Annotated in this window: 21 protein-coding genes; 9 read left to right on the forward strand and 12 right to left on the reverse strand. The window is 35.4% G+C overall.

The annotated features are described in order from the left end of the window. The first annotated feature begins 51 nt into the window (after nt 1-51). Nucleotides 52-615, forward strand: a complete 564-nt coding sequence (locus tag FAF07_RS04615) for a DUF4136 domain-containing protein (protein ID WP_142784002.1) — start codon at nt 52-54, stop codon at nt 613-615. Nucleotides 616-671: 56 nt separating this feature from the next. On the opposite strand, the gene FAF07_RS04620 is transcribed toward FAF07_RS04615, so the two are convergent. Continuing rightward, complete coding sequence (locus FAF07_RS04620; protein ID WP_142784003.1) at nt 672-1,733, reverse strand: bestrophin family protein; 1,062 nt, start codon at nt 1,731-1,733, stop codon at nt 672-674. A gap of 309 nt (nt 1,734-2,042) precedes the next feature. Here FAF07_RS04620 and FAF07_RS04625 point away from each other — a divergent pair, with 309 nt between their 5' ends. Then, a complete protein-coding gene (locus FAF07_RS04625; protein ID WP_142784004.1) occupies nt 2,043-3,803 on the forward strand; it encodes an aromatic amino acid hydroxylase in 1,761 nt (586 codons plus the stop codon). Nucleotide 3,804: 1 nt separating this feature from the next. On the opposite strand, the gene FAF07_RS04630 is transcribed toward FAF07_RS04625, so the two are convergent. Continuing rightward, nucleotides 3,805-4,554: an enoyl-CoA hydratase/isomerase family protein gene (locus tag FAF07_RS04630; protein WP_142784005.1), complete on the reverse strand. Its 750-nt coding sequence runs from the start codon at nt 4,552-4,554 to the stop codon at nt 3,805-3,807. 117 nt (nt 4,555-4,671) lie between these two features. On the opposite strand from FAF07_RS04630, the gene FAF07_RS04635 reads away from it, so the two are divergent. Further along, nucleotides 4,672-4,977, forward strand: coding sequence for a rhodanese-like domain-containing protein (locus FAF07_RS04635; protein ID WP_142784006.1), 306 nt, complete (start codon nt 4,672-4,674; stop codon nt 4,975-4,977). Here the strand turns inward: FAF07_RS04635 and FAF07_RS04640 are convergent. From FAF07_RS04640 to alaS, 7 genes are all read right to left on the reverse strand, one after another. Beyond that, nucleotides 4,972-5,586, reverse strand: coding sequence for a DUF4230 domain-containing protein (locus tag FAF07_RS04640; RefSeq protein WP_142784007.1), 615 nt, complete (start codon nt 5,584-5,586; stop codon nt 4,972-4,974). The genes FAF07_RS04635 and FAF07_RS04640 overlap by 6 nt on opposite strands. Before the next feature lie 127 nt (nt 5,587-5,713). Then, a complete protein-coding gene (locus FAF07_RS04645) occupies nt 5,714-6,364 on the reverse strand; it encodes a response regulator (RefSeq protein ID WP_142784008.1) in 651 nt (216 codons plus the stop codon). Further along, on the reverse strand, nt 6,361-8,295 hold the full coding sequence (locus tag FAF07_RS04650) for a tetratricopeptide repeat-containing sensor histidine kinase (protein WP_246067771.1): 1,935 nt from the start codon (nt 8,293-8,295) through the stop codon (nt 6,361-6,363). Before FAF07_RS04650 ends, FAF07_RS04645 begins: the two co-directional genes overlap by 4 nt. A gap of 510 nt (nt 8,296-8,805) precedes the next feature. Continuing rightward, the gene (locus FAF07_RS04655) at nt 8,806-10,632 is read right to left on the reverse strand and encodes an outer membrane protein assembly factor BamB family protein (protein WP_246067772.1); all 1,827 of its coding nucleotides are present in this window, start codon (nt 10,630-10,632) and stop codon (nt 8,806-8,808) included. 108 nt (nt 10,633-10,740) lie between these two features. Continuing rightward, nucleotides 10,741-11,262 (reverse strand): DUF6252 family protein, encoded by a 522-nt coding sequence (locus FAF07_RS04660; RefSeq protein ID WP_142784011.1) that lies wholly within the window; start codon nt 11,260-11,262, stop codon nt 10,741-10,743. 80 nt (nt 11,263-11,342) lie between these two features. Next, nucleotides 11,343-12,299, reverse strand: coding sequence for a GSCFA domain-containing protein (locus FAF07_RS04665; protein ID WP_142784012.1), 957 nt, complete (start codon nt 12,297-12,299; stop codon nt 11,343-11,345). A gap of 168 nt (nt 12,300-12,467) precedes the next feature. Next, nucleotides 12,468-15,083 (reverse strand): alanine--tRNA ligase, encoded by a 2,616-nt coding sequence (gene alaS, locus FAF07_RS04670; protein ID WP_142784013.1) that lies wholly within the window; start codon nt 15,081-15,083, stop codon nt 12,468-12,470. Between the two features lie 233 nt (nt 15,084-15,316). Here alaS and FAF07_RS04675 point away from each other — a divergent pair, with 233 nt between their 5' ends. From FAF07_RS04675 to FAF07_RS04695, 5 genes are read left to right on the forward strand one after another with little or no spacing between them, the layout of a single operon-like run. Then, nucleotides 15,317-16,288 (forward strand): M23 family metallopeptidase, encoded by a 972-nt coding sequence (locus FAF07_RS04675; RefSeq protein ID WP_142784014.1) that lies wholly within the window; start codon nt 15,317-15,319, stop codon nt 16,286-16,288. Continuing rightward, on the forward strand, nt 16,289-16,618 hold the full coding sequence (locus FAF07_RS04680; RefSeq protein WP_142784015.1) for a MerR family transcriptional regulator: 330 nt from the start codon (nt 16,289-16,291) through the stop codon (nt 16,616-16,618). 11 nt (nt 16,619-16,629) lie between these two features. Then, entirely contained in the window at nt 16,630-17,229 is a 600-nt protein-coding gene (locus tag FAF07_RS04685) for a LemA family protein (protein ID WP_142784016.1), read from the forward strand. A gap of 5 nt (nt 17,230-17,234) precedes the next feature. Then, entirely contained in the window at nt 17,235-17,672 is a 438-nt protein-coding gene (locus FAF07_RS04690) for a TPM domain-containing protein (RefSeq protein ID WP_142784017.1), read from the forward strand. A gap of 54 nt (nt 17,673-17,726) precedes the next feature. After that, a complete protein-coding gene (locus tag FAF07_RS04695) occupies nt 17,727-18,536 on the forward strand; it encodes a TPM domain-containing protein (protein ID WP_142784018.1) in 810 nt (269 codons plus the stop codon). Nucleotide 18,537: 1 nt separating this feature from the next. On the opposite strand, the gene FAF07_RS04700 is transcribed toward FAF07_RS04695, so the two are convergent. Both FAF07_RS04700 and der read right to left on the reverse strand, forming a co-directional pair. Then, the gene (locus FAF07_RS04700; RefSeq protein WP_317130333.1) at nt 18,538-21,183 is read right to left on the reverse strand and encodes an outer membrane beta-barrel protein; all 2,646 of its coding nucleotides are present in this window, start codon (nt 21,181-21,183) and stop codon (nt 18,538-18,540) included. A gap of 253 nt (nt 21,184-21,436) precedes the next feature. Further along, on the reverse strand, nt 21,437-22,741 hold the full coding sequence (gene der, locus FAF07_RS04705) for a ribosome biogenesis GTPase Der (RefSeq protein WP_142784019.1): 1,305 nt from the start codon (nt 22,739-22,741) through the stop codon (nt 21,437-21,439). A gap of 174 nt (nt 22,742-22,915) precedes the next feature. Between der and FAF07_RS04710 the strand changes: the two genes are divergently transcribed. Then, complete coding sequence (locus tag FAF07_RS04710; protein WP_142784020.1) at nt 22,916-23,419, forward strand: ABC transporter ATP-binding protein; 504 nt, start codon at nt 22,916-22,918, stop codon at nt 23,417-23,419. 40 nt (nt 23,420-23,459) lie between these two features. On the opposite strand, the gene era is transcribed toward FAF07_RS04710, so the two are convergent. Beyond that, complete coding sequence (era, locus tag FAF07_RS04715; protein ID WP_142784021.1) at nt 23,460-24,338, reverse strand: GTPase Era; 879 nt, start codon at nt 24,336-24,338, stop codon at nt 23,460-23,462. Nucleotides 24,339-24,494 lie beyond the last annotated feature (156 nt).

The following is a 24,494-nucleotide window of genomic DNA, read 5'->3' on the forward strand; positions in this document are numbered from 1 at the left end:
TTGACGATTAATTGAATTCAATTTTTAGTATAAAAAAACGCAATGAAAAAGATGAAAAAAATTTTACGCATTATGCCACTGTTTGCCATTCTTATTGTGGCAACCTCATGCAGTTCTGTAAGAGTTGCTGCAGATTACGACAAAAACGCTGATTTTAACACCTACAAGACCTTTGCATTCTTTAAAACAGGAATTGACAAAGCCGAAATTAGCGATCTAGATAAACGCCGTATTTTACGTGCCATTGAAGCTGAACTATTATCGAAAGGTTTCTCCAAATCTGAAGACCCCGATTTACTCATCAGCTTATTTACAAAATCGCAGCAGCGCGTAGACGTGTACAACAATGCTTGGGGCATGGGTGCCTGGGGTTGGGGAGGCTGGGGCTGGGGAGGCTTTGGTCCTGGTTGGGGCTGGGGCTGGAATCAACCTTCTGTTTCAACAAGTACACAAGGTACGCTTTATATAGACCTTATTGATGCCGATAAAAAAGAACTGGTTTGGCAAGGTATGGGCACAGGGTATTTATCTCGGAATATGGAGAAAAAAGAAGCACGGATTAAGGAATTTGTGAATGAAATTATGGCTAAATATCCGCCTGAGATGCAACAATAAAACTAATTCATTGATTTAGAAAAGCAACTTTAAGGGTTGCTTTTTTTTTAAATATGTCACATCTGCGCATGATGGCTCTCCGGAAACTGCTTTGGAATCTCATCATCATTTTCATCTAGCATTTGGCGCAAATCTATTTCAATACCACGCGAAATAGTAGAGATTGGAACATCATTCACAGTGCCTTCAAAAGGGTTTTCCCCTACTCTTGCCATACGTTCCATAATGTGAAATGCCCACGACACAATACCACAAAACGGGATTCCCAACCATATAAAATTTTGTCCTATATAAAAGAAATCATCAACCATCGTTTTACCAATGTCCGCGAATTCTGGTATGATTCCAAAAGGCAATAGAATGGCAAATACGCGTGTTAAATAGAAGGCCAAACTTGCATATTGTCTGGGATAAGGGAAGTTTTTAATCCGTTCCGATTTTCCTTGATGCGTAAATAATTCTTCCAAAACATTTTCTAACTCCAAAAAAGCAAACTCCCATATAAGTCCTTGTTCTTTGAGTGATCGAATATGCTTTGATTGTAAATATAAAATAGCCGTCTGCTTATTATTTTTAGATAACACATACTGCGTTTCATCTTTAGACAAGTATGCAATTAAATTATCTTCTAAATCTGAAACCTTTTCTGGGATATGTATCAGTTTAGACCATTCTCTATTCGTTCTGGCTTTATGTTGTGCTTCCCATGATTTGCGCATTCTCATAGCATATCGCAATGCCGTTAACCAAGCAATGTGTCTATAGACCAAAATACGTTTTTGTGCTTTTATTTCAACATCAGTAGTTTCGCCTATAATATGTTCCGCTGTTACCATATCTTGAACTTTCATGCCCCACGTGCGAGACGTATTCACAATAGCACCCCAAATTTTTCGTGCTTCCCATATTCTCCCATATGCAGAATTGTTTTGAAAACCTACCATAAATGCTACGGCTGTTCCAATAAGGGCCACAGGTGTCCACGGAACGGTTAAAAATGTAAAACCTAATACTTCATAACATATAACTATAATTGTAGCATAGAGCAAATAGACTAATGTTTCCCATCGGGACCATAAAGCAATGTCCTTAACTGTATAGCGTTTTTTAGTTAGCATATATTTTACGTTTTTAAATCCTTATAAATGAACTCGTTTAAACTTTTTGGATTGAGCGAAAATTAGTCATTTTGTGACCAGTTGAAGGTTCTTTTTGAGTTGCATAGCATCGCTACGGAATGAAAGAAAAACAAAACATGGGTGCAAGAGGACAATTTTTTAGCGAATTAAAAAAGTTTAAACGAGTTCAATATACAGAAAATTAATTATCAGCAAATCCCCTTTCAGAAACTATATTATGATTGAAACAAATAAAAATGTAATCGATAATTCGTAATTTTACAAAACCGACAACTCTTGAAATAGACTATGGATAATTCAATTGAATCTAACGAGATTTTAAACCGACTTCCTAAACATTTGAGGCAATTTATCAAACCTCAAAATTACGATGACTACTCAGCCATAAACCAAGCTGTGTGGCGCTATGTGATGCGAAAAAATGTCGATTTTCTTAAAAGCGTCGCGCACAAATCATATTTAGAAGGCTTGAAGCAAACCGGGATTTCTGTGGATAGCATCCCGAATATGTATGGTATGAACCGAATTTTAAAGGATATTGGATGGGCAGCGGTGGCGGTTGACGGTTTTATTCCACCCAATGCGTTTATGGAATTTCAAGCCTATAACGTCCTGGTAATTGCCAGTGATATTAGGCAATTGGAACATATCGAATACACGCCCGCACCAGATATTATCCACGAAGGTGCTGGACATGCGCCCATAATTGCAAATCCTGAATATGCTGAGTATTTAAGGCGTTTTGGCGAAGTTGGATGCAAGGCCATTTCCTCGGCTAAAGATTTTGAACTATACGAAGCGGTGAGGCATTTATCTATAATTAAGGAAGCTCCAAATTCGATTGAGGACGATATCGCTTCCGCAGAAAAACATGTCGCCCATTTACAAAAAAACATGGGAGACCCCAGCGAAATGGCTCTCATTAGGAATTTACACTGGTGGACCGTTGAATATGGATTAATTGGCACTTTAGAGAATCCTAAAATTTATGGTGCCGGCCTATTATCCTCTATTGGAGAAAGTGCCTGGTGCATGACAGATGCTGTAAAAAAATTACCTTACACTATTAGTGCCACTTATCAGGATTTTGATATCACGAAACCACAGCCACAACTGTACGTCACTCCAGATTTTGCACATTTAAGTTTAGTTTTGGAAGAATTTGCAAATACGATGGCCCTAAGAAGAGGTGGCTTAAGCGGCATTAATAAGCTAATTGCCTCTAAGGCTTTGGGTACTATTGAATTAAGCACGGGACTTCAAATCTCGGGAGTATTCACTCATGTTATTGAAAATAACGGACAGCCCATTTATATACAAACTGATGGCGAAACGGCCTTGGCATATCGGGAAAAAGAACTTGTTGGTCACGGCATAGCAACTCATAAAAGGGGGTTTGGTTCTCCCATTGGTAAACTAAAAGGGATCAATCTTGCTATTGAAGACATGAGCCCACGTGATTTAAGTGCCTATGATATTTATGAAGAACAGCAAATTACCTTAGAGTTCGAAGGCGGTGTGAAAGTTTCAGGGGAAATCATTACTGGGAAACGCAATCTGCAAGGAAAAATAATACTTATTAGTTTTAAAAACTGTACCGTCACCCACAAAGACGCCGTACTTTTTAAGCCAGAATGGGGTATTTATGATATGGCTATTGGCAAGGAAGTAGTTTCTGCCTTTGCTGGCCCTGCAGATTTGAATAGTTTTGATCTGATTACACATGTTCCTTCTTCTCAAACCATTCATATGAATAAGTCTGAAAAACAATTAGGATTAGAAGCATTCTATCAACAAGTTAGAGATTATAGAGATGGTAAAAACCGAACTATTTCCAGGACTAAGGTTTTGGAAGAACTTATTGAAAAACATCCCAACGACTGGTTATTGCCTATAGAGCTATATGAATTGGCCTATTTGGGGAATGAACCTAAATTGTGTGATCGTATTTTAAATCATTTAGAAACCATAAAACAAAATAGACCTAAGGTTGGAAAATTAATTGATGATGGATTGGCCATTATTAATCAGAAAAGTGTCATAAACTAATTTATCTGAATCCCTTCAATTTGTTTTTGGTGAATTCACTTAAAACCAATTCACCACTAGTTTTAGCGCGGTTCAGCAATAAGGATTCCCAGTGGTCTGTGTTTTCCCAGAACGTGGCTTTTATTTGCTTCAAAGCTTCGGGATTATAGGTCGCTAAGGTTTCTGCTAAAGTTTTTACTGCGACGTCTAAAGCTGCTGTGGTCTCATAAACATTACTGTACAATCCTTTTTCTTGAGCATATTCTGCCGAATAAAAGACTTCAGCATTTATGGTCATTTGCGACATGGCAGACAGCCCCATTTTTCTGGTTACTGCTGGTTCTATAACAAAAGGGCCAATACCAATGCTCAACTCACTCAATTTTATGGAAGCATATTTTGTAGCCAAACAATAATCTGTAGCTGCCGCTAATCCTACACCACCTCCAACCGCTTTACCCTGTACACGACCAATGATTAACTTAGGATTTATGCGCATGGTATTAATTAAGTTGGCAAAGCCAGAAAAAAAACGCGCTCCGGTTTCAGAATCTTCAATAGCAATGAGTTCCTTAAAACTGGCACCTGCACAAAATGTGCGCTCACCACCACTTTTTAAAACAATCACATGAATAGCGTCATTGTGCCCTGCATCATTAAGCGTTTTATTTAATTGCTCTAGAACATCCGTTGGAAGCGCATTGTGATCTGGATGAAAAAACTCAACATAACCTACCTTATTTTCAATAGTTAATGTGACGTATGACTGCATGATTGGTTTATTTTTAAAGGTTGAATATACGCAAAAAAATAGCTTAGACATTATTTTTTTGAACCCCATCTAGGCTCAATAAAAAAGAAAATAGTAATTTGTGCGAAAATAGATATTATGGGAATTTTAGATATATTTTTTGGTAATAAAAACGACAAGATTAACGATTTTTTGTCGCGCGATGCCATTATTATAGATGTTAGAAGTGAACGGGAATATAAGAGTGGTGCCATAGTCGGTTCCAAAAACGTCCCTTTACATCATTTAAACGATAATATTGATGTTCTTAAAAAATTAAACAAACCAGTAATTACGTGTTGTGCCAGTGGTATGCGCTCTAATAAAGCGGCCAAGGTTTTAATAATTCACAATATTGAAGCTATTAACGGGGGTGGTTGGGCTCGTTTAAAAGAGAAATTATAGCTTAATATTTTGCAACCCATTCACATCTGTTATGGTTTCATCATTGTACTGAAGCGTCCATCCTAAGGAACTGGTGAGAATATAGAATTTGGACAGTTCGCTGATGAGTCTGTTTTTTGCATTCGATTTTAAATCAGAATTTTCTATTTTTTTTGACAAGGATTTATTTACTGTATTTTTAATATCATTATAGTCCTTCGCTTCAAATGGATTTAAATAATCTGCTTGAACATCATAATATTCAAAATCGGGATTGATTTTAATTTCTTCTTTTGGAATGCTTGTAATTTGCAAGGTTTTGTTCTCTTTGTTTATAGTGTATTCAATTTTACTCAAATCATAAGCTACCGTAACCTCAGCATTCACAACCACTAGTGCTTTTTTTTCAAAAGAGAGATAGGCTCCAAAAATCTCTTTTGAGTTTTTATAGCTAAACACTTCACTAAAATATCCTTCGGTCACGATAAGCTTACCAACATTATTAATCTGTTCTTGTATAAGTGCCGAATTTTCCTGAAGCACTATGTTATCATCCCGCTTATCGCCGCAATATTTAAAAGCAAACAGAATAATTAGAGTAATGATGACACCAAATAGAATTTTTCGCATGTACTAATGTAAACAAAAAACATGAGTTCTTTAAGCCAAAAGACATTCATGAAATAGATTTAATAGAATAAAAAAATCACTCAAAGCCAGATCCATTTCAACTTAAATTTTAATCCAGTCTTCACTTTTAAATTAAGTTGTTCCGTTGCGCTTTCTGTACGGCTTCCAACTTATTATGCACCTGAAGTTTTTTGTATATGTTTTCAATATGTTTGCGTACCGTTCCTGTAGATAAGATAAGATTGTCTGCAGTAAGATGATAACTTAGGCCTTTACTTAGCTGTTCCAATACTTCTGTTTCTCTAGGAGTAAGTAGGATAGATTCTTTTTCGGATACATTTTCAATATCTATAGGGTTTCTTAATAATTTAAGCGTCTTCATAGCGATTGACGGCGTCATGGCAGCACCACCATTTACAGTTTCTTGAATCCCATTATATAAGTCTTGCGCATTGACTTCCTTAAGTAAATAACCGTCTGCACCTGCTTTTATCGCATTAAAAATATGTTCATCATTATCAAATACGGTGAGCATGATGATTTTAATATGAGGATATTTCTGTTTTACTTTTTCGGTTGTAACAATACCGTCTAAAATCGGCATTTCTATATCCATTAAAATAAGATCCAAATTATGATTATCATCAAGTTTATCCAATAAATCCTCACCATTCATGGCAATAATTTTGACATTTAAATCTGGAAAAAATGATAGTTTTTCTTGTATCATTCTTATTAAGAATGAATTATCATCGGCTATGGCAATTTTAATTTTCATGTCTCTTCGACTTCTAATTTTAAAATGACAGCTGTTCCTTGATTTGGTACACTTTCAATATGGTAATCTGCATGAATGTCTTGGGCTCGCTTACGCATATTGGATAAGCCATTACCATGTTCCACACTATTGATATCAAACCCTTTACCATTGTCTTTAATAGTGATTTCTATCCCATTAATGATTTGGTTTATTTGTATTTCTAATTGTGATGCCTCAGCATATTTAATGGTATTATTTACAGCTTCTTGAATGATTCTATACATATTCATACCTTTAATAGAACTGAAGGTTACATTGTCTGGAATAGTCTCATCTACATTAAATTCAAATTTCACATTACTAGTAGATTCTTTCGCCTTATCTATAAAATTCGTAATGCGTGCTTGTAAATCTTCCAAAGAAATTTCACTTTTATTCATAGCCCAAATCGTGTCACGCAGGTCGTAAATAGTATCTTTCGCAAAGGCACTAATGTACTTTAGTTTATCATTTAATTCGCTATTTTCAATTTTATATCCAAACTTTAAATTTTCAATGGACGAAATTATAAAAGTGAGTTGCGCCCCTATATTATCATGCAAATCCCTGGAAATTCTAAAGCGCTGTTCTTGCAGTCTATTTTGGGTTTCAATTTTTACTAAGGCCGCTTTTAACTCATTTTCTTTTTGGAGTTGACGATTTTTTAATTTTTGCTGGTTGTACAACAAATAGCCCAAGAGCGCTAGCATAAAAACTAAAACACCTAGACCAATGAGTTGTGTATTCTTTTTAGTTAAGTTCAGTTCCTTTTCAGCCAAATCTGCACGCTGTAACAGAATTTGTTTTTCCTTTTTCTCGGTCTGGTATTTGGTTTCAATCTCACTGGTAATATTTTGCATTTTCTCTTGCAAACTAATATCTCTACTCTTTACATATAAATCGGTGTAATAGGCTACACTATCGGGCTTCGCTTGATAAGCATATGCGGGGATGAGTTGCAAATAAGATGATAATAATTTGTCTGTGATGCCTTCGTTTTTAAAAACTTCAAGATTTTCTAATAGCAATGGCTTCGCCTTATCAAACTCTCCAAGCGCATTATAAATGCCCGCAAGTGTTAACTCTGAACTTGCCAATTCTGTGCTCAAATTCGTTTTTTTTCGAATCTCGATAGATTTTAAAATGTATGTTTTCGCAAGTTTATAATCACCTTTGTCACTATATATAGTTCCTAGGTTATTATACGCAGAACCTAATGTTGGATAAGCATTAATTTTTTCTGAAGTTAGAATTCCTCTTTTTAAAGTTTTAATGGCTTCTATGGTATCTTGTTTATATAAATAGACCGTTGCAAGATTTACCAATGCATTACCCAATAGCTCATGTTCTTTATTTTTTTCAAAATAATTAATGTTACTTTTGAGGTAATCCAGGGCTTTATCATAGTTTTTTAAAGACATGTAAATACTGGCAATGTTACTCTTTAAAGAATTTGCTATGACATCAATATGATGACTTTCATAATATTCCAATGCCCTAACATAATACACCATAGCGCTATCTAAACTCGTGGTTTTATAGAAGATATTTCCTATTTTGAAATTCAAGGAAGCGATACCAGCAGAATCTGAAAGGCTGGTTCTTACTTTTAAGGATTTTTTAAATAATGCTTTGGCAACTTTGTAATCGCCTTTTAAGTAATATACAACAGCATTATCACTTATGGTTTGTGCCAAAAAGGCTGAGTCATTTAGTTTTTGTGCTAGAACCATGGCTTTTTTACCATAGACTAAGGCCGAATCTGTAGAAATTTGACTGTAATACCAAGTAAGGTCGCCGTAGATTTTGGCTCTATGTTCTTCTCTGGAAGTTTTTGATAATTCTGTCTTTAAGCTATCAACGATTTTTAAGTTATTTTGTGCTACACCTGTGTAACTGAGAGCTAACAAAAATCCAAGTAATAGTCTTAAAACCATAAAATATCAAATACGCTTTTCAATTATAAACTTTTGTAATAGGATAAGCTCGTTATTTATTTTAAACAGACTGTCTAAAAGTTTTCTGTTTAGCTTCTCAAACACTATCCCTTTTTTAAGATTTATATTACAGACTTTTTCTGCTGTTATAATATTAGTTCTTAAGTCTGCAAGTATCTGTTCAAACTGTTTTTTGGAATTCAGCGATATAATAAAAACCCGAATAGAAATTATAAAAATGAGTATTGTTGACATAACAATTAGCACATCTAAAACAGAAACGGCATCTAAAAAAAAACACCAATCGTCAACCAGATTACTGATTATAACAATTGATGTTTTTTTATATGAACTGATTAATAGCATTTTAAAGCTAATATATATATTGAAAGGAAGGTTAATTTTTCGATTAACTGTTATTTAAAAAGATTAAGCGCAATAATTACATTATTACGCCCAATCAACAAATGGCAACAACAAGATTTATTTGTTAAGATCATAGGCATAAATATGACTGCCATTAGCTAGGTAATACAAGTAGCCTCCGAACTCGTCTACTTCATAGGTTGGTTTTTTGTCTTTTAACAAAATTTCCTTATCAACTGTTCCAGAATCCTTGTTTACTTTAACCAATCCTACCCCATTATCTAACTTGGTTAAAATAAACTGGGCATCTTTGGTAGCGGCGGTAGCATTAAAACGTTTTGACATTTCGCTAAAAGATGCCGAACCAATATCAGAAAACATATCTTGGGCGCGTTTCATATCAGCGCCATAACTGTTATATTGTCCTAAACTGTTGGAATTTGCACCTGCTCTATAAGCAGCAGAACTCGCCATAGCCGTAGACGCTACCGCCAAAACCGCCATTAAACCTGCACCAAATGCGCTCTTTCCTGGTGAACGATAGTACTCATGAAATTTCTCCGCCCCATCAAAATCTAACATCATAATATTTTGATCTGAAGTTAATAACAAGCCACTATCTCTCACTTCTAATTTTGTTGGGTTTTCCTTTTCGTCAAAATCATATTTTGAAAAACCACTGATTGCTCCAGAATTCTCATCAATAGCAATCATCTCTTCACCCGTACTTATTAAATAGCGCCCGTGAGCTTCATCATAAGTACTGGTAACCGCTTTGGCTTTTTTATACTTAATAGGTTTGTTCCAGATAGATTCTCCCGTTTCAAGGTTTATAATATCTGCATCACTGTCTGTGATATAAATCATGCCTTGTTTGGTTATAGCCATAGTGTGAATATTTTCACCTGTTTTTAAAGGTTTTTTAAACAGTGGCTTTCCATCAAACGAAATTTTATTTATGCCTCCGCTACCAATTCCGAACAAAATACCATCATCCATAATATAGAAATGTTGCACATAACCCTTAGTTTTTGGAGCTTTATCCCATAAATCTTCACCTGTAGCTGCCGATAAAAAACTAATGTTACTCTGTGCTTTTCCAGAACCGAGTGCTGCTAAACCAGATTTACCAGAATCGGCCACATCACTTACAATAGCTAGTCCTTTTTGTGTGATTTGAAAGTTGGACACGATCCCTTTTAATTTATTGCCGTCAGGCCATGCCAAAGCGCCAGAAGCACTCACTTTAAAAACTTCTTGGTTTTTTCCATTATTGGAGGTGATAAAAGCATAGATGGATTTACCATCTTCGGCAGGCTCAACAAAAGCCACGCCCTTTAGTTTGGTTGTCCAACTTTCATTCCCCGTTGCTAAATCTATTCGAGTTAACCCTTTTGCTGTGGGAATAATTAATCCGCCATCTATAATATTAGGCCGTCCAACCATGGCATCAAAGCCTTTTAACGTAAACAATTTTTCTTCTTGTCCTGTGGCCATATCATATATACCAACGGCACTTGCATATTTCTCTTTAGCTGTACGCTGCCCAGATACAATAAGTTTGTTTTCTGGTAGCAGTAGAGTCGGCTGCCCCGCAGCTTTCCAACCATTGGCCTTGGTATCAAATAAACGTTTTCCTGAAACCACATCAATAACACTTTGTTTTGCAGAAATTCCAGCAAAACCTGTTTGACCAACCATAACATATGGTGTATTTGGTATAATGCTTATTTCCTCTTCTTTTACTTTTCCATAATCGTCAAAATTAAACGCTAAACCCTCATGCCCTGGTTTAATACCGGCCAAACCTTTACTGTGAGTTACTAAGAGCACGCCAGAACTAGTTACTGTCATTTTTTCAATTTTGCCACCAACATCATAACTGTAATCTGGCGATTCTGCTTTTTGCGCAAATCCTATTTGTGACATCACAAGGCACGCCATAAAAAATATATTTTTGTATAAAGTTCTCATTGTTGAATTTGTTTGTTTTTATTAGGTAAAAATGATATCATGACAACATTGTTGCTGCACGATATCATCTTAAATATATTAGGAAGTTTTCTTTGTAAGATTGAATGCCCCTTCGGTAACAGCTTTGGTGCTTCCGTCATCATTATTCTTTCCTGTGAAAGAAAAAGTGCCCTTTATATTAGTATCTGTCTCCTCAGAAATTTTAATTTCCCCAATAACACCTGAATTTTGATAAGGCGCACTCCATATTTTAGAATTTAGAGGGTCGTTAGTATTAGGTTCTACATAAGAAGCAACTATAAATACGCTATCATCTGATATCTCATAGGTACCCAATCCATCATATCCATTCATTGTAATACTAATAACCTGAGATGAGGTGTTTCCTTGCAAAGCTAAAGTAGTTTGTCCGCCCCCAGATGTAAGTTGGGCAAAAGATGTTTGATTTAAGGATGTGAATTGAGTCCCATCAATTTTTGCAGTAATTGTTCCAGAGCCTGCTGCTCCTCCACTTCCACCGTCATCATCTTTTGAACATGATGTAAATATTACTAATGATCCCATCATTACTAATAGCATAAATTTTTTTAAATGTCTCATTGTTGATTTGTTTTATTGTTAATAATGAAACAAAGCTGCAACTTATTGACACCGTAATCAATACGATGAATTACGTATATTTAAAATACGATATTTGGAAATTTTGAATGAAGCGCTGCTTTTTTGGCTTCTAAACTCTGAAGAAATTGCTGGTGCGCTTGAGATTGTGCATGGAATGGTTTATGCCGAATACCTTTTTGAATAACATCAACTTCATCCATAGTATTTGATATGCTTTCTGAAATCCAAACGGTTTTAAAGGTTTCCCAAATATAATTGATAGCTGTTTGATTTGGGTGAATCATATCCTCGTTATAAAAACGATAATCACGAAGTTCGTCCATCATGATTTCATAAGAAGGAAAATAATGACAGTTTAAAAACTCTTTTCTTGCCAATAGCCTATGAACAGCTGTAAGTAAATGGGCTTTACTTTGTGTGTTTTCTACAAAGCCATCCTTAATGTGTCTTATTGGTGATACTGTAAATATGATTGAAGCGTTCGAGTTGATTCCTTTAATTGATTGTACAATATTCTGAAGGGATTCATATATATCTTCAACAGATAATAACACTTTTTCAAATTGCTTCTGAGGCACTTTATGACAATTGGCGACAATGGTGTTGCTCTCTAGAAAACGATAAACCCAAGCCGTTCCTAAAGTAATAACGATGTGAGTTGATTTGTTTATTTGTTGATGCGTTAATTTCAAATTTAAATTCAACATATTAATCAAATCGTCTTTTGAAATACTACTTAGTTTCGAGTGTGCATCAAAACAATGCCACTGCTCATTCATCACAAAAATATCATCGCTAGTATACACCTTAGCATTTAGGGCGTGGCTTATCAAAGCTTCTATAGCTTTTGGGTGAAATAAAATTCCAAAAGGGTTTTGAAGATTTTGAAACTTGAAATAATCTAATTTTTCACCAATATTCTCAACAAAACACGAGCCTAACAATAATAAATCAGAGGCATAGTCTATACGACTATCAGCCCTTTTTATTATCGGTAGCTGGGTTCTAAAATTCATTTAGTCAATTATTCTAGTAACATTTTCTTCTTTTCACCGTCTAACTTATTATATAAGCCATCATGAAAGAAAATAACAACACCAAGTTAAGCCGCTTTAAAAGCAAATTTTTAAAATTTTATAAATGTGAATTGAAAACATTTAATAAGATTTTAGGGATCAAATAGTTTAATCTAAATAAGCCTTAGCTTTCTCCAAAGCCTTATCAATACCAGCAGGATTTTTTCCTCCTGCAGTTGCGAAAAATGGTTGTCCGCCGCCGCCACCTTGAATATACTTCCCAAGTTCGCGTACCACTAAACCTGCATTCAAGCCTCTACTGGCTACTAGTTCTTTTGAAATATAGCATGACAAGAGGGCCTTTCCATTTTGCTCGGTACCGAACAGTAAAAACAGATTATCAAATTGACTTCCTAGTTCGAAAGCGACATCTTTAATTCCGCTAGCATCTAAATCAAGTTTCTTAGCTAAAAAATATACACCATTAATTTCGGTGAGTTCATTTTTAAGTTCGCCTTTAATGTTTTTCGCTTTATCTTTCAATAAAGACTCGATTTCTTTTTTAAGATTAGTGTTTTCTTCCTTTAAATTTTGGAGTGCTTTTACAGGCTCTTTAGAATTATTGAGCAACTCCTTCATTTCAAAATACAGGCTATTGTTTTCTTGGTAGAAATCTTTAACAGCATCATTGGTTATCGCTTCAATACGACGAATCCCAGACGCTACAGCGCCTTCAGAAATAATTTTAAAATACCAAATATCTGATGTGTTGTTAACATGGATACCGCCACAAAGCTCTATAGAATTACCAAAACGAATCGTTCTAACCGTATCTCCATATTTTTCGCCAAAAAGCGCCATGGCCCCTTCGTCAATGGCTTGTTGCATTGGGATATTTCTTTTTTCATCCAATGGTAATTTACCCTCTATACGACGGTTTACAAAATGCTCTACATCACGTAATTCCTCTGGAGTAAGTTTTGAAAAATGCGAGAAATCAAATCTTAAATATTTAGAATGTACCGCACTTCCTTTTTGCTCGACATGCGCTCCTAGCACTTCGCGGAGTGCTTGGTGCAATAAGTGGGTTGCTGTATGATTACAGGCTGTTCGATGCCGCTGTTTTGCATCAACTACTGCTTTAAAGCGCTCGTTAATATGCTTTGGTAGATTTTTTGTAAAATGAATAATAACGTTATTCTCTTTTTTGGTATCCAAAATATAAACCACATCGCCATGGGTATCTTCCAAATAGCCTTTATCGCCTACTTGTCCGCCACCTTCTGGATAAAAAGGGGTCAAATTAAATACTAACTGATACATATCCCCATCTTTTTTGGAGACCACTTTTCTGTATCTTGTTAGATTAACAGTGGCTTCTGTAGTGTCGTATCCAATAAATTCTTCTTCTGCATCATCTATTAAAATAGTCCAATCATCTGTAGACATCTCACTTGCTGCTCGCGACCTGTTTTTCTGCTTTTCTAGTTCCTCATTGAAGCCATCTTCATCCAATTTTAAGTTTTTTTCGCTTAAAATAAGTGCGGTCAAATCAATAGGAAAACCATAGGTGTCGAATAATTCAAAAGCTTTTTTGCCAGAAATAGTATCTCCTTTAGATTCTTCAACAATTCTATTTAATAGCAGCAAGCCTTGATCTAAGGTTCGTAAAAAAGATTGCTCTTCTTCCTTAATGACATTTTCTATAAGTTGCTTTTGAGCTTTTAATTCTGGGAATGCACCGCCCATTCCTTTACTTAACACATCAATCAACCTATAAATAAAAGGTTCCTTTTTGTTTAAAAACGTAAACCCATATCGAACAGCACGACGTAAAATACGTCTGATAACATATCCTGCACCTGTGTTGCTAGGCAATTGCCCATCTGCAATTGAAAAGGCCACAGCACGAACATGATCTGAAATGACCCGGATGGCTACATCTGCTTTTTCGTCCTTGCCATAACTTTTATTGGTGATGGTCTCTATTTCTTTAATGATTGGTATAAAAACATCGGTATCATAATTGGACTGAACACCTTGCAATACCATACATAAACGTTCAAAACCCATGCCCGTATCGATATGCTTATCGGGCAAGTTTTCTAAATTACCGCTAGCTTTTCGGTTGTATTGCATGAATACCAAATTCCATATTTCTACAACTTGCGGATGATCTTGATTCACCAATTCTTTACCAGAAACTTTTGCTTTCTCCTCTTTGGAGCGAATATCTACATGTATTTCACTACATGGGCCACAGGGACCTTGATCTCCCATTTCCCAAAAGTTATCTTTCTTATTTCCTTTTAAAATACGATCTTCACTTATAAACTGTTTCCAATAATCGTAAGCCTCCGTATCCATAGGAAGCTTATCTGCATCGTCGCTACCTTCAAAAATTGTAACGTATAAAATATCCTTATCTATCCCGTAAACTTCAGTCAATAATTCCCATGCCCAGGCAATAGCTTCTTTCTTAAAGTAATCACCAAAACTCCAGTTTCCTAACATTTCAAATAAGGTATGGTGATAGGTATCGTAACCTACCTCTTCCAAATCATTGTGCTTCCCTGAAACACGTAAGCATTTTTGGGAATCTGCCAGTCTACTGTTTTTGGGTTGCGCATTGCCTAAAAAGTATTCTTTAAAAGGTGCCATTCCAGAATTTACAAACATAAGTGTTGGGTCATCCTTGACCACCATAGGTGCGGATGGCACAATGCTATGCTGCTTTCCTTCAAAAAAATTTAAAAATGTTGAGCGTATATCTTTTGACTTCATTTAGTACTATTAAAAACGGTATTTATAAAAGGGTTTGCCTAAACCAAACCTTTTTTTATATTTAAACACAAATCTATTTCAAAATTTACATGTACCTGCAAATCCAAACCTTTTTTATCATTTAGTTTTACTAAATTTACAATGAAAATATTTCGTAGGTTTGTTTTTTTTGGTTATAAATTAAAAGGCATAACTTTGTTGATATTTTCAGCAAAAATAGTATAAATTACGCAATGAGTAAGGTAAAATATTATTACGATTCTGAATCGCTTTCTTATAGGAAAATAGAGCGAAAAAAAAGAACCACTTTTAAATATGGATTCATGTTTATTTTGGCGACTTCTCTTTTTGCGTTTATTTTTGTTTTCATAGCTGGTCAATACTTGGAATCTCCTAAAGAAAAAGCCTTAAAGCGTGAACTGCACAATGCTCAACTTCAATTTGAACTACTTAATAAAAAAATGGATGCTGCCGCTGCAGTTTTAGCGAATGTAGCAGAGCGGGACAATAATATCTATCGCCTTTATTTTGAAGCTAACCCCATTCCTGATGAGCAACGTAAAGCAGGTTTTGGAGGTATTAACAGATACAAAAATCTGGAAGGTTTTGATAATTCAAAATTAATTATAGAGAGCCATAAGCGTTTGGATATTTTACAAAAGCAAATAGTCGTTCAATCGAAATCACTCGATGAAATTGCGATACTTGCTAAAGAAAAAGAAAAACTATTAGCGGCTATACCAGCCATTCAACCTGTTAGTAATGAGGAATTATCACGTATGGCTTCGGGTTACGGTATGCGCTCGGATCCCTTCACTAAAGTACGGAAAATGCATTGGGGCATGGATTTTACAGCCCCTAGAGGCACGCCTATATATGCCAGTGGTGATGGTGTGGTAGTTAGAGCAGATGCGGGGTCAACGGGTTATGGCAAACATATTAGAATTGATCACGGTTACGGCTATACAAGCCTATACGCACATTTATACAAATACAATGTGAGAAAAAATCAAAAGGTGAAACGAGGCGACTTAATTGGATTTGTGGGTAGTACAGGACGTTCTCAAGCACCACATTTACATTATGAGATTTTCAAGGATGGTGATCGTATCAACCCTATAAATTTTTACTATGGAAGTTTAACCGCAGAAGAATTTAATGACCTTTTAAAACGTGCTACTCTTGAAAACCAATCGTTAGATTAAATGTATATAGATTTACCAGAAAAAAGATATTACAGTATTGGTGAAGTGGCTAAAGCATTTGGCGTAAACACGTCCCTTATTCGTTTTTGGGAAAAAGAATTCGATGTTTTAAAACCTAAAAAAAACGCCAAAGGCAATCGAAAATTCACACCAGAAGATATAAAAAATCTTAAGTTCATCTATCATTTGGTAAAAGAACGTGGATTTACACTTGAGGGGGCAAAAATTCATTTGAAAGAAGACAAACAAGCAGCCCTCAATAATTTCGAAATTATCAGTAAACTAGAAGACGTTAAAAATCAACTTATTAAAATAAAACAACACCTTTAAACAACACTATTATGAAAAAATGGCTTATTCCAGTTATTGTTATTGCAGTAATCATTTTCGGACTCTATTCATGGGGAAAGAATTTTAATAACACTGCGGTTAATTTAAATGAAAACGTAAAAGAAGCTTGGGGAAATGTTCAAACATCGTATCAAAGGCGAAATGATTTAATTGGTAATTTGGTAAATACAGTAAAAGGTGCTGCCGATTTTGAAAAAAGCACTTTAGAGGCTGTGATAAAAGCAAGAAGTCAAGCCACCCAAACCACTATTGACCCTTCCAATATTACACCAGAACAACTGCAACAATTTAATGAGGCTCAAGGCGGTTTAAGTAGCGCCTTGTCAAGATTATTGGTAACCGTTGAACGGTATCCTGAATTGAAGGCCAATCAGAATTTCCTGAAACTTCAAGATGAATTAACAAGTACTGAGAATACGATTCAAACAGCCAGAACAAGGTATAATGAAGCCATTAAGCCTTACAACGTACATGTTAATACGTTTCCTAATACCATTCTTGCTGGCATTTTAAACTTTGATGAAAAACCTTATTTTGATGCTGAAGCGGGTGCAGAAAAACCTGTAGAAGTTGAGTTTGATTTTAAATAGAACCTATGTCTAAAATAGAAGATTTTCTTTCCGTTGAAGAGGAACAGGAAATTATAGAAGCTATTAGAGTAGCCGAAAAAAACACCTCTGGTGAAATTCGAGTGCATATTGAAAAATCATCGACACTGGATGCTTTTGACCGCGCCATGGAATTATTTCATGTGCTTAAAATGGACAACACAAAACTATCTAACGGTGTTTTAATTTATGTAGCCGTAGAAGATAAGACCTTCGTTATTTATGGCGATAAGGGCATCAATGATGTGGTAAGTCCAGATTTCTGGGATAGCACTAAAGATGTGATGCAAAACCATTTTAAATCCGGTCACTTTAAACAAGGGTTATTAGAAGGCATCTTAAAGGCTGGCGAACAATTACAAAAATACTTTCCTTGGCAGCACGATGATGTGAATGAGCTACCAAATGATATTTCTAAAGGGTAAAGGTTTAATATGAGCTATTCATTTTTTAATATTTCGAATAACAACACCATGAAAATGAAGCCTTTATTTTTGGGTATATTGTTTACGATCTTTTCAGTATCCATAGGATTTGCGCAATACGATATTCCAGAAATCCCCAAAGAACAGACCAGTGTTTATGATTACATCAATCTCCTAACACCATCGCAAGCAACTAGTCTTGAACAAAAACTTATTCGATATTCCGATACCACTTCTACTCAAATAGTTGTTGCCATCATCAGTACTTCTAAAGGTGAAAATATCGGTTTACTCGCCCCAAGATGGGCCCAAAAATGGGGAATAGGACAAGCTAAGGAAGACAACGGTGTTTTTATTTTACTAGCAAAAGAAGATCGAAAAATATGGATTTCTCCAGGCTATGGTGTTGAAGACAGATTAACTGCTGGTATTGTGGGACAGCTTACAAGGGATGTTATTATTCCTGAGTTTAAACGTGATGACTATTATAGTGGCCTTGATAAAGGTTCTGATGCCATATTTGAAGTGCTGACGGGCGCTTATCAGGGGACTAGAAAAGTTTCCAACAACGACGGACCACCTATTGGTTTTGGAGTTTTATTGTTCATCGTATTTATCATCATAATCCTATCAATTTCCAAGAACAGACGTGGTGGTGGAAAGGGTGGCAATAGAGGTAACCGTTCTAAAGGGATCAGTATTTTAGAAGCCATTATACTAAGCAATATGGGCCGAGGCAACTATCGTGGCGGAAGCTCTGGCGGTTTTGGCGGAAGTTCTGGTGGTGGCTTTGGAGGTGGTGGTTTCGGTGGCGGCTTTGGCGGCGGCGGCTTTTCCGGTGGTGGCGCTGGTGGAAGTTGGTAAACTAAAATCTATAGAAATGCCCGCCATCATTAGTTTCACCCTTTTTCCCTAAGCTATTAAATTTCCAGCTAAAACTCAGCATAAAATACTGTTGTAATACTGTACTTTGGGAATCTTGAATATAATTCTCGGTAGCTGTACGTCTCGCATTTGTATTTTGATTTAGTACATCGTATGCTTTTAATGTTAGGGTGGCTTGATCTTTTAATAAAGAGTATGCTAAAGTAGAATTCCAAAACCAGGCACTCTTTTGAAAACCATCTGCAATATTTGGATTGTAATTATATTGAATTTCATTACGCCATTCAAAATGCTTTGGAAAAAATGTAGCTGTACCTAAGTTTAAGGAATGATACAGGAATTCTCTATCTTCAAAAGATGGAATGTCATACGTGTTTTTTGTGAAATTTATGGAGTAGCGTGGTCTAAATTCCATGATATCCTTCCATGTAAACAAAACATTTATGTTTGGTGATAATGACTGCACATTGCTAGCATATTGGACACCATTATTAAAATTCACGTTTCTGTTAATATTCGTATAAATACCAGCACCATATTTAATGGTCCTTAAGGTGTCCATTTTAACACTTTTGGTATAATTCACACCACCGCCAATACGGTAATTGCCATCAACATTCGTATAGGTGGTGCGTCTCACAAAATTCTCATCGATCGTGGTATTTGATACGACTTGATTATCTGTAATCTGGCCATTAAACCAGCTATAAAATCCCGTGCCTTTTTGAAAATCGTAATTATTATACCCAGCATACATCCTGTGATTGTTTACCGGTTTCAAATTTGGATTCCCCACCACAGTATTTAAAGGGTCTGAAACATTTTGAAAGGCCTGCAACTGATTAAGTTGTGGCGGATTGTTATTTAGACGATAACTAGCATAAACAGAAGATTTAGGACTAAAACGATAATTAAACCGTGCCCTAAGTTCCACAGCCTCGAAATCGCGCTTTAAATTAGATTCTGGTCTTAGGAAATCTGTGTTTTCTAAAGTTCTAAAAACATAGCTCGTTTTAAATCGTGCAGACCACTTTTTATTTCTATAATTAATTGATATGGCTGGTTTTTGCACGGCATCAACATATTCAAAATCTGTACTTAAATCGATATTAAAAACATTGTAATCACCGTTAATATCTTTATCAAAAGTACTTTGCTTATCACTACGTTTATCTCTATTATACCTATATTCAAAATTTAAAAACAATTCTTTAGCAATAAGGGGAAGATTATAATTTATTTCGGTTCCGAACGTGTTGGTCTTATTTTCACCGTCTGTATATTGGTCCCTTAATGTATTATTAGGGGTGTCACCGTAAACATTGGTTTCAGAATTTAAAAAATCATCAGTATCCCTACTGTTGATTTCATTCTCTATACTAAACTCTAAATAGGCGCCTTTAGAACCAAACTTTTTAGTAATATCGATATCATTACTAAAATTTCTCCCTGAGGTTTCCACAACAGATTCAGTTTCAGAATCATTATTCAGCACATTATCAGCATCACGTGATGTTTCTGAACGTGAAAATTCATTCCGGTTTTTTGAATAGCGTAAAGACGGCTCAATATTTATTAATAACGTTGAATCAATTTCAATATCAAACTCTAAATTAGCACTATGATTATCGCTACGGTTAAAAGACCTCGACTCTGAAGTTGTAAAATATCTGGCATCCGGTAAGATATTTTCGCGTTCTGTGGTGGTTACATTATCAGAATCGCTGCCAGAATAAAAATAATCTGCTGATACATCAACCCCTTCACTTAGCACATCTGCATAATTAACACCCGAATTCTTAGAAGCGGTAATACCTTGTCCTCCTCCAAAAGAACGCCCATCTATATTAAAAGAGCCATTACTATTGAAGCTTACGGCATTACCGCGACCAAACATTTTACTGATTTCCCCAAAACTAAAACCAGGCGAATTGGTATTATTCCCTCCAACTAATACGCTAATACGTTGATCGTTATCAAATCGATTAAACATGCCCGCAAACTCATAAGTTTCTTCTGTACCGGCACCTGCCGAAACACGCCCAAAAACCCCTTTATTGTTTTCTTCCTTAATGGTTAAATTAATGGTTTTACTCTCATCATCGCCATCCTCTCCAGAAAAAGCCTGTGCCTTGGTTTTAGTATCTACAACCTGAATTTTTTCTATAATTTCTTTGGTTAAATTTCGCGTGGTTATGGTCGGGTCGTTTCCAAAAAAGGGTTTCCCATTCACCAAAATTTTACTAACCTCTTTACCATTAACCGTTATCTTTCCATTTTCATCAACCTCAACTCCAGGGAGCAATTTTAATAAATCCTCAACATTGGCATCCTTTTTTGTTTTAAAGGATTTTACATTGAATTCTAAAGTGTCCTGCTTTATCGTAATAGGCGCCCTACTCTTAATGACAACCTCGTCTAGCGCATTAGCGTCAACCATCATGCGTATGGTTTCAAGTTTAATATCTGAAGTATTTATATCAATAACCTTTGCAAAGGTCTTGTAGCCTACATAGGATACAAATAGTTGCAGCTTCACATCAGACGTTTTGTCTTCTAAAAAAAACACCCCGTTCTTATCTGTAATCGTGTAGCTTACCAAAGAACTATCTTGTAATCGCTCCAAATAAACCGTAGCAGATTCAAGCGGTTTTTAATCATCTTCTGAAATTAATTCGCCTGTAATTGAAAATGATTTAGTTTGTGAAAATGATAGCGATGCCCATAGCAGAGCTATACCTAAAAGAAAGAATCTCATATAGATTTGATGATTGATGATTAGCGTTTTTTGTTGTCACAATTTTCGTACCAAAACGCTAATTTAAATCAAATGCTATAGGAAAGTCTTAAAGAAATCCTAAAATCAATAAAAAAAGATCTTACTTCTTCCGCATATAAACACTAATAGGCACACCATTAAAATCGAAATGATCACGAATTTTATTCTCAAGAAAACGCTTATAGGCATCTTTAACATATTGCGGTAAATTACAGAAAAAAGCAAATTGAGGCTGCGGCGTTGGCAACTGCATCACGTATTTAATCTTAACGTATTTTGCCTTGTATGCTGGTGGTGGATAATTCTCAATGATAGGAAGTAAGATCTCATTTAACTTACTCGTCTTAATTTTTTTGGTACGGTTTTTATAAACCTCTACCGCTGTTTCAATCGCTTTAAAAATACGTTGTTTTGTAAGCGCAGATATAAAGATGATTGGTACATCGGTAAAAGGCTCCATTTGTTGTCTGATGGCTTTTTCAAACTCTTTAACAGACTTATGATCCTTCTCTACTAAATCCCATTTATTCACTAAAACAACAATACCTTTTCGGTTGCGCTCTGCCAACCAAAATATATTTTGAACTTGTCCATCGAACCCACGAGTGGCATCTAAAACAATTAAACACACATCACTATGCTCAATGGCCCGCACACTTCGCATTACGGAGTAAAATTCTAAATCTTCCTTGACCTTAGACTTTCTACGGATACCTGCTGTATCTACTAAATTAAATTCAAATCCGAAGCGATTGTATTTCGTATCAATAGAGTCTCTGGTAGTTCCTGCAATATCCGTTACAATATATCGGTCTTCACCAATTAAGGCATTGATAAAAGATGATTTCCCTGCATTAGGACGACCAACAACCGCAAAACGTGGTAAGGCCTCCTCAACAACATCTTCTTTCTCTGGTAAAGCTTCCACCAGCGCATCCAAAAGCTCCCCTGTACCGCTCCCGTTTATACTGGCAACAGTGTAATATTCACCTAATCCTAAGGAATAAAATTCTACAGCATCTTCTGCACGCTTACCATTATCTACTTTATTAACGACAAGAAATACCGGTTTATTCACTTTTCGAAGCAACTTTGCCACGTCTTCATCCATTCCAGTCACGCCAGATTCAACATCTACCATGAAAATTATCGCATCAGCTTCATCAATAGCCAGTTCCACTTGCTTATCAATTTCAGCTTCAAAAATATCATCACTTCCTTTTACATAACCACCTGTGTCAATAAGCGAAAATTCTTTTCCGTTCCAATCACTTTTGCCATAATGTCTATCTCTAGTTACGCCGCTTACAGCATCAACAATGGCTTCTCGCCTCTGGATTAACCGATTAAAAAACGTTGATTTCCCAACATTGGGACGACCTACTATAGCTACTATATTACTCATAATCCTTAAATTTTCTGTAACAGCCTAAGGCTAATTTATTTATTCAACAGCATCTTCTTAATATTTTGCAAAAATAGTAAATATACACCACGCAAAACCCTTTTTTATTAAAGATTAAATTGAATTCAGTTTTAAAGAAAATTTAGTAATTTACTTTTTCTAAATTGAACTAAAATGCAGCTATCTAATGAGGTCGTTTTGAGACCGCGGTTTCAAATTAAAATCCCCAAAAACAATGCCTCTGTGTTGAAGGATTTTGATAGCGTGAAAATGGATCAATCTGATTTTGTAATTACAAGAATAGATGACCATGTTTTTATAAAATTTCCAAAAAAGAAACAGCACTTTTGGTCCCCGAAATTACATTTAGAAATTAATGAAGTTGATGAAGAAACAAGTTTACTTTATGGTTTATTTGGCCCCAGTCCAACCGTTTGGACACTTTTTATGTTTCTTCATTTTATGGTGGCAGGTTTGTTTATTGCCGCAGGCATTTGGGCATATACCAATTGGAGGTTAGAACATAGTTATGCTATCCAAGTTAGTCTCATGTTATTTATGATTATTATTTGGTTCGCATTATATTTTGGAGGACGCATAGGGAAAGCTTCAAGCAAGCACGAGATGCATGAATTGAATAATTTTATGAATACGGTTTTAAATAAATCCACTCATTAAAGTAACAGGTATGTACCTTTCTTAAGATGAGTTCCATTAATTATTTATTGTAACCAAAACGTTTCAGCTGGTTTTGATTACTTCTCCAATTCTTATTTACTTTTACATACAATTCAAGGTGAATTTGTTTTCCAAAGAATGCCTCTAAATCTTTTCGAGCTTCTACACCTACACGTTTCAAGGCGCTTCCTTTATGCCCAATGATGATCCCTTTTTGAGTTTCGCGTTCTACCATAATTACCGAACGGATTCTGATAATATGCTCTTCTTCAAAAAACTCCTCCGTTTCAATTTCAACGGCATAAGGAATTTCTTTTTTATAATGAATTAGAATTTTTTCCCGGATGGTTTCATTTATAAAGAAACGCTCTGGCTTATCCGTTAACTGATCTTTAGGATAAAATGCGGGCGACTCTGGTAATAACTCTATAATTCTATTAAACACCTCAGTCACATTAAACCCTTCTAAAGCTGAAATAGGGAATATTTCGGCATTTGGAACTTTCTCAGACCATAAGGCTACTTGAGATTCTAACTGTTCTTGATTCGACTTATCAATTTTATTCAACAATAATAAAACGGGGATTTTAGAGGCCTTTATTTTTTTAAAAAATGCTTCGTCTTTTAAGTTTTGCTCACCAATTTCAACCATGTAAAGGAGGATGTCTGCATCTTCAAAAGCAGATTTTACAAAACCCATCATAGATTCCTGCAATTCATAGGCAGGTTTTATAATTCCGGGTGTATCACTAAACAAAACTTGAAAATCTTCACCGTTTACAATACCCAAAATTCTATGGCGAGTCGTTTGCGCTTTAGAGGTAATAATGGATAATTTCTCCCCAATAAAGGCATTCATTAAAGTAGACTTTCCAACGTTTGGATTCCCAATAATATTTACAAAACCAGCTTTGTGCATTCTAAAAGTATTTAACTGCAAAGATACTGTTTCTGTTTGGCAACAAAAAAAGCAATAAAATGAAAAAAAATACGGATATAAAATTTAAACTTTTAACCCTCTAAGAACCAATTATATATTATTAATACTGTAAATTAGTGACTACATTTTTTAATC

Source organism: Changchengzhania lutea (genome assembly GCF_006974145.1).
In the GTDB taxonomy this organism is placed as follows: Bacteria; Bacteroidota; Bacteroidia; order Flavobacteriales; family Flavobacteriaceae; genus Changchengzhania; species Changchengzhania lutea.

Bases quoted from the DNA above. Each gene is read 5' to 3' on its own strand.
- FAF07_RS04615 (WP_142784002.1), top strand. From the start codon at position 52: ATGAAAAAAATTTTACGCATTATGCCACTGTTTGCCATTCTTATTGTG.
- FAF07_RS04620 (WP_142784003.1), bottom strand. From the start codon at position 1,733: ATGCTAACTAAAAAACGCTATACAGTTAAGGACATTGCTTTATGGTCC.
- FAF07_RS04625 (WP_142784004.1), top strand. From the start codon at position 2,043: ATGGATAATTCAATTGAATCTAACGAGATTTTAAACCGACTTCCTAAA.
- FAF07_RS04630 (WP_142784005.1), bottom strand. From the start codon at position 4,554: ATGCAGTCATACGTCACATTAACTATTGAAAATAAGGTAGGTTATGTT.
- FAF07_RS04635 (WP_142784006.1), top strand. From the start codon at position 4,672: ATGGGAATTTTAGATATATTTTTTGGTAATAAAAACGACAAGATTAAC.
- FAF07_RS04640 (WP_142784007.1), bottom strand. From the start codon at position 5,586: ATGCGAAAAATTCTATTTGGTGTCATCATTACTCTAATTATTCTGTTT.
- FAF07_RS04645 (WP_142784008.1), bottom strand. From the start codon at position 6,364: ATGAAAATTAAAATTGCCATAGCCGATGATAATTCATTCTTAATAAGA.
- FAF07_RS04655 (WP_246067772.1), bottom strand. From the start codon at position 10,632: ATGGCGTGCCTTGTGATGTCACAAATAGGATTTGCGCAAAAAGCAGAA.
- FAF07_RS04660 (WP_142784011.1), bottom strand. From the start codon at position 11,262: ATGAGACATTTAAAAAAATTTATGCTATTAGTAATGATGGGATCATTA.
- FAF07_RS04665 (WP_142784012.1), bottom strand. From the start codon at position 12,299: ATGAATTTTAGAACCCAGCTACCGATAATAAAAAGGGCTGATAGTCGT.
- alaS (WP_142784013.1), bottom strand. From the start codon at position 15,083: ATGAAGTCAAAAGATATACGCTCAACATTTTTAAATTTTTTTGAAGGA.
- FAF07_RS04675 (WP_142784014.1), top strand. From the start codon at position 15,317: ATGAGTAAGGTAAAATATTATTACGATTCTGAATCGCTTTCTTATAGG.
- FAF07_RS04680 (WP_142784015.1), top strand. From the start codon at position 16,289: ATGTATATAGATTTACCAGAAAAAAGATATTACAGTATTGGTGAAGTG.
- FAF07_RS04685 (WP_142784016.1), top strand. From the start codon at position 16,630: ATGAAAAAATGGCTTATTCCAGTTATTGTTATTGCAGTAATCATTTTC.
- FAF07_RS04690 (WP_142784017.1), top strand. From the start codon at position 17,235: ATGTCTAAAATAGAAGATTTTCTTTCCGTTGAAGAGGAACAGGAAATT.
- FAF07_RS04695 (WP_142784018.1), top strand. From the start codon at position 17,727: ATGAAGCCTTTATTTTTGGGTATATTGTTTACGATCTTTTCAGTATCC.
- der (WP_142784019.1), bottom strand. From the start codon at position 22,741: ATGAGTAATATAGTAGCTATAGTAGGTCGTCCCAATGTTGGGAAATCA.
- FAF07_RS04710 (WP_142784020.1), top strand. From the start codon at position 22,916: ATGCAGCTATCTAATGAGGTCGTTTTGAGACCGCGGTTTCAAATTAAA.
- era (WP_142784021.1), bottom strand. From the start codon at position 24,338: ATGCACAAAGCTGGTTTTGTAAATATTATTGGGAATCCAAACGTTGGA.